Annotated in this window: 9 protein-coding genes and 2 pseudogenes; 10 read left to right on the plus strand and 1 reads right to left on the minus strand. The window is 39.3% G+C overall.

The genetic code is table 11. The features are described 5' to 3' along the window. Window positions 1–52 precede the first annotated feature (52 nt). From ACXYSL_RS07725 to ACXYSL_RS07750, 6 genes are all read left to right on the plus strand, one after another. On the plus strand, window positions 53–1,252 hold the full coding sequence (locus ACXYSL_RS07725; protein WP_001096770.1) for a phosphoglycerate kinase: 1,200 nt from the start codon (window positions 53–55) through the stop codon (window positions 1,250–1,252). Window positions 1,253–1,421: 169 nt separating this feature from the next. Then, window positions 1,422–5,975, plus strand: a complete 4,554-nt coding sequence (locus ACXYSL_RS07730) for an antigen I/II family LPXTG-anchored adhesin (RefSeq protein WP_458624414.1) — start codon at window positions 1,422–1,424, stop codon at window positions 5,973–5,975. Window positions 5,976–6,108: 133 nt separating this feature from the next. Next, window positions 6,109–6,636 carry an FUSC family protein gene (locus ACXYSL_RS07735; RefSeq protein ID WP_061588778.1) on the plus strand — a complete coding sequence of 176 codons (528 nt, stop codon included), beginning with the start codon at window positions 6,109–6,111 and terminating at the stop codon, window positions 6,634–6,636. Between the two features lie 76 nt (window positions 6,637–6,712). Then, window positions 6,713–7,069, plus strand: a complete 357-nt coding sequence (gene glnR, locus ACXYSL_RS07740; protein WP_007522286.1) for a transcriptional repressor GlnR — start codon at window positions 6,713–6,715, stop codon at window positions 7,067–7,069. A gap of 36 nt (window positions 7,070–7,105) precedes the next feature. After that, window positions 7,106–8,452, plus strand: a complete 1,347-nt coding sequence (gene glnA / locus ACXYSL_RS07745; protein ID WP_458624415.1) for a type I glutamate--ammonia ligase — start codon at window positions 7,106–7,108, stop codon at window positions 8,450–8,452. Between the two features lie 589 nt (window positions 8,453–9,041). After that, window positions 9,042–13,061, plus strand: coding sequence for an SHIRT domain-containing protein (locus ACXYSL_RS07750; protein WP_458624416.1), 4,020 nt, complete (start codon window positions 9,042–9,044; stop codon window positions 13,059–13,061). Window positions 13,062–13,065: 4 nt separating this feature from the next. On the opposite strand, the pseudogene ACXYSL_RS07755 reads toward ACXYSL_RS07750, so the two are convergent. Further along, window positions 13,066–14,636: pseudogene (locus ACXYSL_RS07755) on the minus strand (IS1182 family transposase). Here ACXYSL_RS07755 and ACXYSL_RS07760 point away from each other — a divergent pair. The 4 genes and pseudogenes from ACXYSL_RS07760 (at window position 14,597) to ACXYSL_RS07775 (ending at window position 16,283) form a co-directional block, all read left to right on the plus strand. Beyond that, window positions 14,597–14,823 (plus strand): annotated as a pseudogene (locus tag ACXYSL_RS07760) (hypothetical protein). The pseudogenes ACXYSL_RS07755 and ACXYSL_RS07760 sit on opposite strands and share 40 nt — an antisense overlap. A 17-nt stretch (window positions 14,824–14,840) precedes the next feature. Further along, window positions 14,841–15,161, plus strand: a complete 321-nt coding sequence (locus tag ACXYSL_RS07765) for a PadR family transcriptional regulator (protein ID WP_458624417.1) — start codon at window positions 14,841–14,843, stop codon at window positions 15,159–15,161. Next, the gene (locus ACXYSL_RS07770; protein WP_458624418.1) at window positions 15,161–15,736 is read left to right on the plus strand and encodes a DUF2812 domain-containing protein; all 576 of its coding nucleotides are present in this window, start codon (window positions 15,161–15,163) and stop codon (window positions 15,734–15,736) included. The genes ACXYSL_RS07765 and ACXYSL_RS07770 overlap by 1 nt, the downstream gene beginning before the upstream one ends. Window positions 15,737–15,770: 34 nt before the next feature. Beyond that, window positions 15,771–16,283 carry a DUF2812 domain-containing protein gene (locus ACXYSL_RS07775; protein WP_458624419.1) on the plus strand — a complete coding sequence of 171 codons (513 nt, stop codon included), beginning with the start codon at window positions 15,771–15,773 and terminating at the stop codon, window positions 16,281–16,283. The last annotated feature ends 124 nt before the right edge of the window (window positions 16,284–16,407 follow it).

A 16,407-nucleotide genomic window follows, 5' to 3' on the forward strand; every position in this document is an offset into this window, starting at 1 on the left:
GTTGATTTTGTGATATAATTAACACGTATAAAAAAAGAAGGAGTCATATCTAATGGCAAAATTGACTGTTAAAGACGTTGACTTGAAAGGGAAAAAAGTTCTCGTTCGTGTTGACTTCAACGTACCTGTTAAAGATGGCGTGATTACCAATGATAACCGTATCACTGCAGCTCTTCCAACTATCAAGTACATCCTTGAACAAGGTGGACGAGCAATCCTCTTCTCTCACCTTGGACGTGTAAAAGAAGAAGCAGACAAAGAAGGTAAATCACTTGCTCCTGTAGCTGCTGACTTGGCTGCTAAATTGGGACAAGAAGTTAAATTTATCCCAGGTGTTACACGTGGTGCTGAATTGGAAGCCGCTGTTAACGCTCTTGAAGATGGACAAGTTCTCTTGGTTGAAAACACTCGTTTCGAAGATGTTGACGGCAAGAAAGAATCTAAAAATGATCCTGAACTTGGTAAATACTGGGCATCACTTGGAGATGGTATCTTCGTAAACGATGCATTCGGTACAGCTCACCGTGCACACGCATCTAACGTTGGTATCTCAGCAAACGTTGAAAAAGCAGTTGCTGGATTCCTTCTTGAAAACGAAATTGCCTACATCCAAGAAGCTGTCGAAGCTCCAGAACGTCCATTCGTGGCTATCCTTGGTGGTTCAAAAGTTTCAGACAAGATCGGTGTTATCGAAAACTTGCTTGAAAAAGCTGATAAAGTTCTTATCGGTGGTGGGATGACTTACACATTCTACAAAGCACAAGGTATCGAAATCGGTAACTCACTTGTAGAAGAAGACAAATTGGATGTTGCGAAAGCTCTTCTTGAAAAAGCAAACGGCAAATTGATCTTGCCAGTTGACTCAAAAGAAGCAAACGCATTTGCTGACTACACTGAAGTGAAAGACACTGAAGGTGAAGCAGTAGATCCAGGATTCCTTGGTTTGGATATCGGTCCTAAATCTATCGCTAAATTTGACGAAGCTTTGACTGGTGCCAAAACAGTTGTATGGAATGGACCAATGGGTGTATTTGAAAACCCTGACTTCCAAGCTGGTACAATCGGTGTCATGGACGCTATCGTGAAACAACCAGGTGTGAAATCAATCATCGGTGGTGGTGACTCAGCTGCTGCAGCGATCAACCTTGGTCGCGCAGACAAGTTCTCATGGATCTCTACTGGTGGTGGAGCTTCAATGGAGCTCCTCGAAGGTAAAGTTCTTCCAGGACTTGCAGCCTTGACTGAAAAATAAATAGTTTAACTAAAAGAAGATGGTTTGATCATCTTCTTTTTAATTTAATTTATAAACATGTGGAATTTTTCTATAAATAGAGAGAAAAAAGAGTAAATATTTGCATCTTGCCTTGTAAAGTGCTAGTATAAGAAGTAACGACTAAATTTAGATAAGGAAATGGCTTATAATGAAAAATAAAAAAGAAGTCTATGGATTTCGTAAAAGCAAAGTTGCGAAAACTTTGTGTGGTGCTGTTTTAGGAACTGCTTTGATTGCTTTTGCAGATCAGGCAGTTTTTGCTGACGAAGTCACAGAGACGAAGAGCACAAGTACAGTTGAGGTAGCTACTACAGGAAACCCAGCCACAAATCTACCTGAGGCACAGGGTGAAATGAGCCAAGTTGCCAAAGAAAGCCAAGCTAAGGCTGGTTCTAAAGACTCAGCTTTGCCAGTAGAAGTATCATCAGCTGATTTGGATAAAACAGTTGCTGATGCAAAATCTGCAGGAGTTAAGGTGGTTCAAGATGAAACAAAAGACAAAGGAACAGCCACAACTGCTACAGAAAATGCTCAAAAACAAGATGAAATTAAAAGCGACTATGCTAAACAAGCAAAAGAAATAAAGAAGACAACTGAAGCATATAAAAAAGAAGTCGCAGCTCATCAGGCAGAAACAGATAAAATCAATGCTGAAAACAAAGCAGCGGATGACAAGTATCAAAAAGATCTAAAAAGTCATCAAGAAGAAGTTGAAAAAATCAACACTGCCAATGCAACAGCTAAAGCAGAATATGAGGCTAAGCTAGCACAATATCAAAAAGATTTAGCAACTGTCAAAAAAGCAAATGAAGATAGTCAAGTGGATTATCAAAATAAACTTTCAGCTTACCAGACAGAATTAGCTCGAGTACAAAAAGCTAATGCTGAAGCTAAAGAAGCTTATGAAAAAGCAGTAAAAGAAAACACTGCGAAAAACGAAGCGCTTAAAGTTGAAAATGAAGCGATTAAACAACGTAATGAAACTGCAAAAGCAACTTATGAAGCGGCGATGAAGCAGTATGAAGCAGATCTTGCAGCTATTAAGAAAGCTAAAGAAGATAATGATGCTGATTATCAAGCTAAATTAGCAGCTTACCAGACAGAATTAGCTCGAGTACAAAAAGCTAATGCTGAAGCTAAAGAGGCATATGATAAAGCAGTAAAAGAAAATACTGCAAAAAATACAGCCATTCAAGCTGAAAATGAAGCGATTAAGCAACGTAATGAGACGGCTAAAGCGACTTATGACGCAGCGGTGAAGAAATACGAAGCAGATTTGGCGGCAGTTAAGCAAGCAAATGCTACCAATGAAGCAGACTACCAAGCTAAGCTAGCGGCTTATCAGACAGAACTAGCTCGCGTTCAAAAAGCAAATGCCGATGCAAAAGCAGCCTATGAAAGGGCTGTTGAAGACAACAAGGCAAAAAATGCAGCGCTTCAAGCTGAAAATGAAGCGATTAAACAACGTAATGAAACTGCAAAAGCAACTTATGAAGCGGCGATGAAGCAGTATGAAGCAGATCTTGCCAAATATAAGAAAGAGTTCGCAGCTTATACTGCAGCACTCGCAGAAGCGGAGAGTAAAAAGAAACAAGATGGTTATCTTTCAGAACCAAGATCACAATCGTTGAACTTTAAATCAGAACCAAATGCAATACGAACAATTGATTCATCTGTACATCAATATGGGCAGCAGGAATTGGATGCTCTGGTAAAATCATGGGGGATTTCGCCAACAAATCCTGATAGGAAAAAATCTACAGCATATTCATATTTCAATGCAATCAATTCGAATAACACTTATGCAAAGCTTGTATTAGAAAAGGATAAACCAGTCGATGTTACCTATACTGGTCTAAAAAATTCAAGTTTTAATGGTAAGAAAATTTCAAAAGTAGTTTACACTTACACATTAAAAGAAACAGGTTTTAACGATGGAACCAAAATGACTATGTTTGCCTCGAGTGATCCAACTGTGACAGCATGGTATAATGATTATTTTACTTCTACAAACATTAATGTAAAAGTCAAGTTTTATGATGAAGAAGGTCAACTTATGAATCTCACAGGAGGATTAGTTAATTTTTCATCTCTAAATAGAGGTAACGGTAGTGGAGCAATTGATAAAGATGCAATTGAAAGTGTTAGAAACTTTAACGGTCGATATATTCCAATTTCTGGTTCATCTATCAAGATTCATGAAAATAACTCTGCTTATGCAGATTCATCAAATGCAGAAAAATCGCTAGGCGCTCGTTGGAATACATCGGAATGGGATACAACCTCTAGTCCAAATAATTGGTACGGAGCTATTGTCGGTGAAATAACTCAATCGGAGATTAGCTTTAATATGGCTTCTTCTAAAAGTGGAAATATTTGGTTTGCTTTCAATTCAAACATTAATGCAATTGGGGTTCCGACGAAACCTGTTGCACCAACAGCTCCAACTCAACCAATGTATGAGACAGAAAAACCATTGGAGCCAGCACCAGTAGTACCAACATATGAAAATGAGCCAACTCCACCGGTAAAAACTCCAGATCAACCAGAGCCGTCAAAACCAGAAGAGCCAACATATGAGACAGAGAAACCATTGGAACCAGCTCCAGTAGCACCAAACTACGAAAATGAGCCAACTCCACCGGTAAAAACTCCAGATCAACCGGAGCCATCAAAACCAGAAGAGCCAACATATGAGACAGAGAAACCATTGGAACCAGCTCCAGTAGCACCAACATATGAAAATGAGCCAACTCCACCAGTTAAGACTCCAGATCAACCGGAGCCATCAAAACCGGAAGAGCCAACATATGATCCATTGCCAACTCCACCGCTAGCACCAACTCCTAAGCAGTTGCCAACTCCACCAGTGGTACCGACAGTTCATTTCCACTATAGCAGTTTATTAGCTCAGCCTCAGATTAATAAAGAAATTAAGAATGAGGATGGTGTAGATATTGACCGGACATTGGTTGCTAAACAGTCAATTGTTAAGTTTGAATTGAAAACTGAAGCCTTGACAGCTGGACGTCCAAAAACTACTTCATTTGTATTGGTAGATCCGCTTCCAACTGGTTATAAGTTTGACTTGGATGCAACTAAGGCTGCAAGTACAGGCTTTGATACAACTTATGATGAAGCCAGTCATACTGTAACTTTTAAGGCGACTGATGAGACATTGGCAACATACAATGCTGACTTAACTAAACCTGTTGAGACTCTTCATCCAACGGTTGTTGGTCGAGTATTGAACGATGGGGCAACTTATACGAATAACTTCACTTTGACAGTCAATGATGCTTATGGTATTAAGTCAAATGTTGTTCGTGTAACGACTCCTGGTAAACCAAATGATCCTGATAATCCAAATAACAACTATATTAAGCCAACGAAAGTAAATAAGAATAAAGAAGGCCTTAATATCGATGGAAAAGAAGTTTTAGCTGGTTCAACCAACTACTACGAATTAACATGGGATTTGGATCAATATAAGGGTGATAAATCTTCTAAGGAAGCAATCCAAAACGGCTTCTACTATGTAGATGATTATCCAGAAGAAGCTTTAGATGTTCGTCCTGATTTGATTAAGGTTGCAGATGAAAAAGGAAATCAAGTATCAGGTGTCAGCGTTCAAAAATATGACAGTCTAGAAGCTGCTCCTAAGAAAGTTCAAGACTTGTTGAAGAAAGCTAACATTACTGTTAAGGGTGCTTTCCAACTCTTCTCTGCTGATAATCCAGAAGAATTTTACAAGCAATATGTAGCAACTGGAACATCATTAGTCATTACAGATCCGATGACTGTTAAGTCTGAATTTGGTAAGACAGGTGGTAAGTATGAAAATAAGGCCTATCAAATTGATTTCGGAAATGGCTATGCTACAGAAGTAGTGGTTAACAACGTACCGAAAATCACACCGAAAAAAGATGTAACAGTAAGTCTAGATCCAACTAGTGAAAATCTGGATGGTAAAACAATTCAATTTTATCAAACATTTAACTATCGTCTGATTGGTGGCCTCATTCCACAAAATCATTCAGAGGAATTAGAAGATTACAACTTTGTGGATGATTATGACCAAGCTGGTGATCAGTATACTGGTAATTACAAGACATTCAGCTCTCTGAACTTGACAATGAAAGATGGTTCAGTGATTAAGGCAGGTACAGATCTAACATCTCAAACAACTGCTGAAACAGATGCTGCAAATGGTATTGTAACTGTTCGTTTCAAGGAAGAATTCTTACAAAAGATTAGTTTGGATTCACCATTCCAAGCTGAAACCTACCTTCAAATGCGCAGAATTGCTATTGGAACATTTGAAAATACTTATGTAAATACTGTTAATAAGGTTACTTATGCATCTAACACAGTACGTACAACAACTCCAATACCAAGAACTCCAGACAAACCGACACCAATTCCAACGCCAAAACCAAAGGATCCAGACAAACCGACACCAATTCCAACTCCAAAACCAAAGGATCCTGACAAACCTGAGACACCAAAAGAACCAAGAGTTCCTAGTCCAAAAGTTGAAGAACCTTCAACACCAATTCCTGTTTCTGTTGGTAAAGAAATAACTACACTTCCAAAAACAGGAACAAATGATTCAAGCTACATGCCATATCTTGGTCTAGCTGCCTTAGTGGGAGTTTTAGGACTTGGTCAGTTGAAACGAAAAGAAGACGAAAGCAAGTAATGCCTGAAAACTCGATTAAAAGAGGAACTTAGTTTTCTCTTTTTCTTGTTATTTGAATTAAAAACGTTTCCTATTGATTTTTACTCATAAAATCAACTAATTTATGATAAAATGGAAGTAGAAAGTTGAGATTATGAGTTATTTTAAAAAATATAAATTTGACAAGTCACAGTTCAAGTTTGGTCTACGAACCTTTAAAACCGGAATTGCTGTTTTTTTAGTTCTCTTGATTTTTGGATTTTTTGGTTGGAAGGGACTTCAAATTGGGGCTTTGACAGCAGTCTTTAGTTTGAGAGAAAGCTTTGATAAGAGTGTTCATTTTGGAACTTCACGTATTCTAGGAAATAGTATCGGTGGTTTCTATGCTCTTATCTTTTTTCTCTTAAATACCTTATTTCACGGAGCCTTTTGGGTGACCTTGGTGGTTGTTCCAATCTGCACTATGTTAACCATTATGACAAATGTGGCCATGAATAATAAATCGGGGGTTATTGGTGGTGTAGCAGCTATGTTAATCATTACCCTCTCAATACCGAGCGGTGAAACAATTTTGTACGTGTTTGCGCGTGTATCGGAAACTTTTATGGGAGTTTTTGTCGCAATTCTCGTAAATTATGATATTGATCGTATTCATCTCTTTTTAGAGAAAAAAGAAAAATAATGTTACATTTTATAACATTATCGATTGACGTATTTATTTTTTTAGACTATAATAGACAGAAAGAAGGAAATTGTAAATGAAGGAAAGAGAATTTCGCCGAAATATGGCTGTTTTTCCTATCGGTAGTGTGATGAAGTTGACCGATCTATCAGCGCGTCAGATTCGTTATTATGAAGATCAAGAGTTGATTAAACCTGATCGAAACGAAGGGAACCGTCGCATGTATTCGTTGAATGATATGGATCGTCTGCTTGAAATCAAAGATTATATCTCTGAAGGCTACAATATCGCTGCCATTAAGAAAAAATATGCTGAACGTGAGGCGAAGTCCAAGAAAGTGGTGAGTCAGACGGAGGTGCGTCGCGCACTTCATAATGAACTCCTCCAGCAGGGACGCTTTGCTTCAGCACATTCACCTTTTGGTCGCGGTTAGGCAACCGCAAGTAGTCATATATTAAGGAGAATAACCATGCCAATCACAGCTGCAGATATTCGTCGTGAAGTCAAGGAAAAAAATGTTACCTTTATTCGTCTCATGTTCTCAGATATTTTGGGAACGATGAAAAACGTCGAAATTCCTGCTACAGATGAACAACTAGACAAAGTCTTGACTAACAAGGCAATGTTTGATGGATCTTCTATTGAAGGTTTTGTACGTATCAATGAGTCAGATATGTACTTGTACCCAGACTTGGATACATGGAGAGTCTTCCCTTGGGGAGATGAAAACGGAAGTGTTGCAGGTTTGATCTGTGATGTCTATACAACAGAAGGTAAACCATTTGCAGGTGACCCTCGTGGCAATTTGAAACGTGCTCTTCGCCATATGGAAGAAGTAGGATTCAAATCCTTCAACCTTGGACCAGAGCCAGAATTCTTCCTATTTAAACTAGATGAAAATGGAGACCCAACACTTGAAGTAAATGACAAGGGTGGCTACTTTGATTTGGCCCCTACTGACCTTGCAGACAATACACGTCGTGAAATCGTGAATGTCTTGACCAAAATGGGATTTGAAGTAGAAGCGAGTCACCACGAGGTTGCGGTTGGACAACATGAAATTGACTTCAAGTATGATGAAGTGCTCCGCGCTTGTGATAAGATTCAAATCTTTAAACTCGTTGTTAAAACTATTGCTCGTAAACATGGTCTTTACGCAACCTTTATGGCGAAACCAAAATTTGGTATTGCTGGCTCAGGTATGCACTGTAATATGTCTTTGTTTGATGCAGAAGGAAACAATGCCTTCTTTGATCCAAATGATCCAAAAGGAATGCAGTTGTCAGAAATAGCTTACCATTTCCTTGGTGGTTTGATCAAGCATGCTTACAACTATACTGCCATCATGAACCCAACTGTTAACTCCTACAAACGTTTGGTTCCAGGTTATGAAGCGCCGGTTTACATCGCTTGGGCTGGTCGTAACCGTTCGCCACTTGTGCGCGTACCAGCTTCACGTGGTATGGGAACTCGTCTTGAGTTGCGTTCAGTGGATCCAATGGCTAACCCGTACATCGCTATGGCGGTTCTGTTGGAAGTTGGTTTGCACGGTATTGAAAACAAAATCGAAGCACCAGCTCCTATCGAAGAAAATATCTACATCATGACAGCAGAAGAGCGTAAGGAAGCTGGTATTACAGACCTTCCATCAACTCTTCACAACGCTTTGAAAGCTTTGACTGAAGACGAAGTGGTCAAGGCTGCACTAGGTGAGCACATCTATACGAGCTTCCTTGAAGCCAAGCGTATCGAGTGGGCTAGCTATGCGACCTTTGTGTCACAATGGGAAGTTGATAATTATCTAGATTTGTATTAATAGTAGAAAAGAGGTTGTCCGAATGGGCAATCTTTTTTGTTTGCTAAGTTATAAATGTATTTTGATACAGTTTTTAGTATAGATAATATAGGCTATTTATGTTTTTTTGTCTAGCTTACAATTATGCATCAGAATGGGAATATTCTGACAAATCTCAGAAAGAGATATTAAGTTTATCTTTAGATTTTCTTTATAAAGATCGTATTTAATGGCGATTTTCTACTTTGTCTCACATCTATTGTAACACTACAAAAAAAGTAAATATTTTTTATATCTGCTTTTAATTGACCTTTTTTTGTTTAAGAAAAATTTAATGAAGTGCTTGCCCAAAATGCTTGATTAATGATATAATTGAGTGTGGGTTACTAGTCTCTCTGAGAGCTATAACTCTTGTCTTTAACTTTTACTTTGAGTGCTAAACTAAAAAGCATTTATTGACAAGCTCTTTTGATAAGAATTGGTAGGTTAGCTGGGAAAACTACTAATTTGGGTACTAATAACGGAGTTCTTACCATATGGAGAATGGCAATAAATTTCTTTTTATGTGTAATCATAAAAAGTAAAAAGAAATTTAATAAGGAGAAAAAGAATGATAAAGTCGAAAAACAGGCTTAAAAAGACAATCGTTGGAATGATAACCTTTGTTTTAGCGTTTTTCTTACTGCCGTTTCAAGGCCTTTTTGCGGCACCGCAAGAAATAAAGGATGACACAGATCTTTCTGCACTAAGTCTTTACCAGTTTCAGTTAACTACGGATAACATGAGTGTTGTATCTAAGTCATCTGCCGTGCAGCAATACCATATGGATGCTCCAGGTTTTGGAGATCTACAACATAAATATCCTGGTTATCCAATGGAAAATTTCACCCTCAAGGTAGATAAAACCAAAAAGGAAGATCAAACCTTTGATAAACCTTTGTCTTTGAAATTTGCCAATGCTGGAACAGTCAATGGTAAGCAAGTAGATGCTTATTTAACGATTAATAAAGTTACTCTTCATTATATCAACAACTCAGAAGCTCCGGCTCAAATGGCTGATGTTAATAAGAAAACAGTTAACTTTTTCAACGTTTCTAATTTATGGGGAGCAAACCAATTTGAAATTGGGAATATCGCATATGTTGATGAGGCACATGACGATGTCATGAAAAATACCTTTACGGTTGATGCAGATATAACAGCAGAACTTAAGTATTCAGATGGTTCAGAACCTGACATGAAATTGGTGATGAAACCAACTGATATTGATGCAAATGGTCTATGGAATACCAAGGAAGCTTTCTATGTTACCAATTACAACACTAGCGTTGACAAGCGAGTGATGAACAACCGCAATAATTTGGAAGCGGTTCAAGAAGGTGATAAAACTGTTTGGAATGCAGGCCCAGGTGGTGGTACAAGTGGTGCGGAGGCCGAAAATAATATTTCCGGTTTAGCCCTACGCTCAGTTAACAACACCATGAACTTTGGTTACCGTTCAGCGAACTATGCCTCTGCAACTTTCTCTCTTTACATGGAACAAGTACAGTTTGCCCCAGAAAAGGAGGTAGATCCAGCTCAAATCCCAGCACAAGCAGGAGAGGCAGTTACTTATAAAACTCTTTTCAAGATTCCAAAACCAGGTAAAGAAATCATTGCAGCTTTATCAAGCCTTGATTTCGTTGATACCTTTGATGATCGTTTAGATTTCAAAGATCTTACAGTTGATGCAGATGGTGTTGTGTTGGCAAAGGATACAGACTATACTGTTGAGAAGTCAGGTCAAAAAGTAACTGTCAAGATGGCTACTGCCTACTTGAACAAAGATAAGGCCGGAACACCTATTCGTATTACTTATAATACAGTAACAAATAATAAGGTTGGTGACAAAGCTTCAGGACCTATCGAAAACATTGTAGCTATGCAACCAGATAACCTTTATTTCGCATCAAACAAGGTAACAACGACCTTACTTTACAACAAGATTCATGAATTTGAGAGCGGTACACCTGGTAAGACCCTTCCACAAGAAGTTACAAACTTGTTACCAGCTAAAGTATCAGGTCTTGCAAATGGAACGACTGTAAATCCTACTCAACCAACAACTACTAAAGTATCTGTTCCAGAAGGAAACTGGGTATTCAAAGGTTATGATAAGGATTCAGAAGTTGTTGAAAATGGAGATGTGAAATTCATCGGTAAATGGGAATTCACTCCAGCGCCAACTTACAAGGCAACACATGAATTTGTCAGCGGAACGCCAGGAAAAGAACTTCCGCAAGAAGTGAAATCCTTGCTTCCAGCAGACCAAACAGACTTGAAAGATGGTAGTCAAGCGACTCCGACTCAACCAAGTCAAACAGAAGTGAAGACAGCAGAAGGTACATGGAGCTTTAAGTCCTATGACAAGGCATCAGAAACCATCAATGGAGCGGATGCCCACTTCGTCGGTACTTGGGAATTCACCCCAGCGCCAACTTACAAGGCAACACATGAATTTGTAAGCGGAACTCCAGGAAAAGAACTTCCGCAAGAAGTGAAATCCTTGCTTCCAGCAGACCAAACAGACTTGAAAGATGGCAGCAAAGTGACTCCAACACAACCAAGTCAAACAGAAGTGAAGACTACAGAAGGCACTTGGAGCTTCAAGTCCTATGACAAGGCATCAGAAACCATCAATGGAGCGGATGCCCACTTCATCGGTACATGGGAATTTACCCCAGCACCAACTTACAAGGCAACACATGAATTTGTCAGCGGAACTCCAGGCAAAGAGCTTCCACAAGAAGTAAAAGACTTGCTTCCAGTAGACCAAACAGATTTGAAAGACGGTAGTCAAGCGACTCCAACACAACCAAGTAAAACGGAAGTGAAGACTACAGAAGGCACTTGGAGCTTCAAGTCCTATGACAAGGCATCAGAAACCATCAATGGAGCGGATGCCCACTTCATCGGTACATGGGAATTTACCCCAGCACCAACTTACAAGGCAACACATGAATTTGTCAGCGGAACTCCAGGCAAAGAGCTTCCACAAGAAGTAAAAGACTTGCTTCCAGCAGACCAAACAGACTTGAAAGATGGTAGTCAAGCGACTCCGACTCAACCAAGTCAAACAGAAGTGAAGACGGCAGAAGGCACATGGAGCTTCAAGTCCTATGACAAGGCATCAGAAACCATCAATGGAGCGGATGCCCACTTCGTCGGTACTTGGGAATTCACTCCAGCACCAACTTACAAGGCAACACATGAATTTGTAAGCGGAACGCCAGGAAAAGACCTTCCACAAGAAGTGAAATCCTTGCTTCCAGCAGACCAAACAGACTTGAAAGACGGTAGTCAAGCGACTCCGACTCAACCAAGTCAAACAGAAGTGAAGACGGCAGAAGGCACATGGAGCTTCAAGTCCTATGACAAGGCATCAGAAACCATCAATGGAGCGGATGCCCACTTCGTCGGTACTTGGGAATTCACTCCAGCTCCTCAACCACAACCGAAGACTGGTAATGTGGACGTGAAATACGTTGATGAAGACGGCAATGTGTTAGAAGGTCCAACGCAAGTGAAGACCAACGCTCCAGTGGGCGAAGACTACACTACAAGTCCGAAAAATGTTGACGGCTATGAATTTGTGAAATTATCTCCAAATTCCGCGTCAGCTAATGGTAAGGTGACTGAAGGTGACAGCCATGTGATTTATGTCTACAAGAAGAAAACCCCAGCTCCAACTGTACATCCAATTACTTCTTTTGTAGATACTAAGGGGAATACATTAATTCCAAGTGAAGATGGCGAACAACCTAAGAAAGACATCCCAGGTTATCGCTTCGTAGAGACTAAGAAACTTCCAAACGGCGACACTGAACATGTCTACGAAAAAGTTAAGACCAGTCACAAGGATAAGGAAGGCAACGACATTCCAGGATATCCAAGTGAAGATGGCGAACAACCTAAGAAAGACATTCCAGGCTACCGCTTCGTAGAAACTAAGAAACTTCCAAATGGAGATACAGAGCACATCTACGAAAAAGTTAAGACATCATTCAAGGATAAAGAAGGAAACGAGATTCCAAACTATCCAACAGAAGACGGCGAACAACCTAAGAAAGACATCCCAGGTTACCGCTTCGTAGAGACTAAGAAACTTCCAAACGGCGACATTGAACATGTCTACGAAAAAGTGAAGACCAGTCACAAGGATAAGGAAGGCAACGACATTCCAGGATATCCAAGCGAAGACGGCGAACAACCTAAGAAAGATATTCCAGGTTATCGCTTCGTAGAGACTAAGAAACTTCCAAACGGCGACACTGAACATGTCTACGAAAAAGTGAAGACCAGTCACAAGGATAAGGAAGGCAACGACATTCCAGGATATCCAAGTGAAGATGGCGAACAACCTAAGAAAGACATTCCAGGCTACCGCTTCGTAGAAACTAAGAAACTTCCAAACGGCGACACTGAACATGTCTACGAAAAAGTTGTTACTGCCCCTCAACAAAAACCGACTAAAGCAACCAAAGAATTACCTAATACTGGTGCAGAAGTTCACTCTAGCCTAGCAGCTCTTGGACTTCTTGGAGTATTGAGCGGATTTGGTCTTGTGGCACGCAAGAAAAAAGAAGACTAATGTTTTAATCATTAAAGATTAAACAAAGGAATTCAATTTCATAAATGAAAACCCAACTAATCAAGCGATTAGTTGGGTTTTTTAGGAGGTTATTGGCCATAAGTACCAATCCCATGTCAATTCTCACTTGACGCTTCCCTCTCAGATTACATCTCTTGTAACCCAAACAAGCCTTTATCTGCCCAAAGACAGGTTCCACATCAATCTTGCGTTGAGCGAAAATCTGTCTGTCTACCTTGGGGAGATAAAAACGCCTGACATTCTTTAGCTTTCAAGTTTTGATAGCGTTCGTTCATATACAGTCCCTTTTGAGGGGCTGATTCAGGTTGATCAGCGTAGTAAACCTTGATTTCCTGTTGAAAGTCCGCCTGTGTTTTCTGATGTTTGATATGATGAAAACGATAGCACCAGCCATCAGGATGTGTATAGCTATCCTCCTTGTCATTATAGTGCCAATTCGCTAAGTTTCTAGCCGACTGTTTATACCCTTTCTTCTGTTCCTGATCAAACATGGCCTATTTAATCAGATGGTTCACCTTCTTTTCATCTAAACGAAGGAGGTTCTCTTCACTTCCATATCCAGCATCTGCGACAACTGTCTTCAAGTCATGCGGATAGGTTTCAAGTAAGGGTAGAAGAGTCTGGGTGTCTGTCGGATTTGAGAAGACATCATAGTGAAGCACAAATTGGTTTTCAGTAGCGATTTGAAGATTATAAGCAGCCTTGAGTTGGCCATTTTTCATATGGTCTTCTTTCATGCGCATAAAAGTGGCATCTGGATCTGTTTTGGAAAAGCTGTTACGACCTTCAAATGTCTCCTGATAGCTCTCAAATTTTTCAGCACGTACTGAAAAATCCTCCTTGACTTTACGCAAGATTTTCTTGAGTTTACGACGCTGGGTTTTACGTTCATCCTTCCCTTTAACGGGTGTCTCCTCAATGTCTTGGTTCAATTTTTCCAATTCTTCTTCAAGGACTTGAGCGAATGCAAGCAACTGCTCTGAGGAGATAGGCTCTTGTGTATCCAGTTCGATAGCTTGATGGATCAGGGGAGTGATTTCTTCTTGAAAATAGACCTGTATCTGTTCTTGAAGTTTGGCGGAGAATTTCTCTGTCGCTTTCTTCCACACGAAACTATACTTGTTGGCATTGGCTTCAATCTTAGTCCCGTCAATAAACAGACAATCTAAGGCCACTAACTCTTCCATTTTTAAACGAAGATTGAGGTCGATGAACAGACCACGGATGAGTTCTTCCATCCCTTCAGCGACTCGAAATCGATTGATGGTGCGATAGCTGACAACCAACTTTCCTGTTAGGTACTGCATAGCCAGATTTTCAATCATCATTTTATCGACCAGAGAAAATCCCTTGTGAATAGGCAAATAGAAGAGTAGATACAAGCATTTTAGGGTGATAAGACGGGCGACCAAAGGCATGATAAAAGGCGTGGAAGTGACGATCCTCCAAGGCATTCACCACTTTTTCAATGGTAAAGACAAGATGGTCTTGTGGCAAGAAAGAACTGATTTCTAGTGGTAAAGTCGTTTGATTTGTGTTATAGTGAATGTGCATGGGATAGCCTTTCTAAATGGTTTATTGAGCAATTCTATTTTAGCAAGACTATCGCAATCATGCAAAAAGCAACGGCAAATCCGTTGCTTTTTTTGGAGATAAGGGACTATTGTCCCAGATTTTTTTCTTGTGTTTTATATCGAGCTGTGATACATTTTATATAACGAAGTGCGATATATCGAATTAAATAGGAGGTGTGGTTAAATGGAATTAACAGATAAGATCAGGCGTGTTTACCTTCCCATGACTGAAACAGGTTTTTATATCTTGTTTTGTTTACAGAAGGAGAATCATGGATATGGTATCACACAAAAGGTCAAGGAGATGACTGATTCGCAAGTTTTGATTAGTCCTGGAACTATGTATGGAACCTTGTCAAAAATGGAAAAGGATGGCTTGATCTCCTTTGTCCGAGAAGAGGAAAAACGTAAAATCTATCAGATCACAGACTTGGGACGAAAAGTTTTGGAGATTGAACTGAAACGTATTGAACGGCTCTATAGAAATAGTCGGGAGGAAGGTTGATGGAAAAGAAAAATGTTTATCGAATTTTTACAATTGCAGATTATGATAGAGAGGCTTTATACCTTGGGGAAATGCATGCTAAGGGCTGGAAACTTAAGGAAGTAAGCTACTCTAACTTAGTAGTTGCGGTTAAGTATACTTTTGAAAAGTGCCAACCGGAGCAGGTGTCTTATCAGTTGGACTTTTATCCCATGAAAAAATCAGAGAGAGCCTCCTATTTACAACTATTTAAAGACTGTGGCTGGGAGCATATTACAGACTTTAATAGTTTTTCCTATTTTAGAAAAGCACATTCTGAAATTGAATCGGATACTGAGTTTGAAATCTATAATGACGCTACAGGGAAGTTAGCTATGATCAAACGGATTTTAATAATGCGGATGCTTCCTATTTTGATTCTATTTTTAGCTCTACTACCGGTTTTCTCAAAGTTTGTCAGTGGAGCTAGTTCTTTCAGATGGGAAGTATTTTTGATTTTCATAATAGATTGGATTTTATTGATCGTTTTTGCGATTCAGATTTCTTATATTTTTTGGAAATTGAGTCAAAAGTGGAAAGAATTATCTGATAAATGAAGCAATACCTGTTTTCTAATCTGGAGGGAAAGACATGATAAATAAAAAGCAATTTCGGATTTTCACCATTGTTGATTTGGACAAGGAAGAAGAATATTTACATGAGATGCACTTGAAAGGTTGGAGATATAGAACTAACCGTTTTGGTTTTTTCTATTTTGAACAATGTCAACCAGATGATGTCATCTATCATATCTGTGATTCTAGATTTCTTAAAAAGTATAAGCATGAACTACAAGATTTTAGAAATAGCGGTTGGGAATTGATAGAAACAGGTTTTTGTTCAATTCTTCGTAAACCAACTTCTGATATACTTTCAGAGGAGAAAGTCTATATGAGTAAAGGTCTCAGATGGGAAGTTATGCGGTCTAGACTTCGTTCCTGTATAGCCACTTTTTCAGGTGGTCTTGTTGTTTGCATGAGTTTGTATCGAGAAAACTTGTCTCGGTCTTTCTTTATTATTTTCTTTTTATACGCTTGTTTAATTTCTTATCTAATCTATGGTTTTTTCAGGCTTAAAAGGAAATACCAAGTAGATGAGAAGTGAGATTCTAGGTCTTCAGACTGATTTTTAGCACTCTTGGTAAAAGAGTGCTAATTTTTTGAGTTTTTGTCTTGACATTCTCTTCTAAGGGTGTATAATAGAATCATGAGTTAGCACTTGAGTGCAT

The organism is Streptococcus sp. V913 (assembly GCF_054353455.1).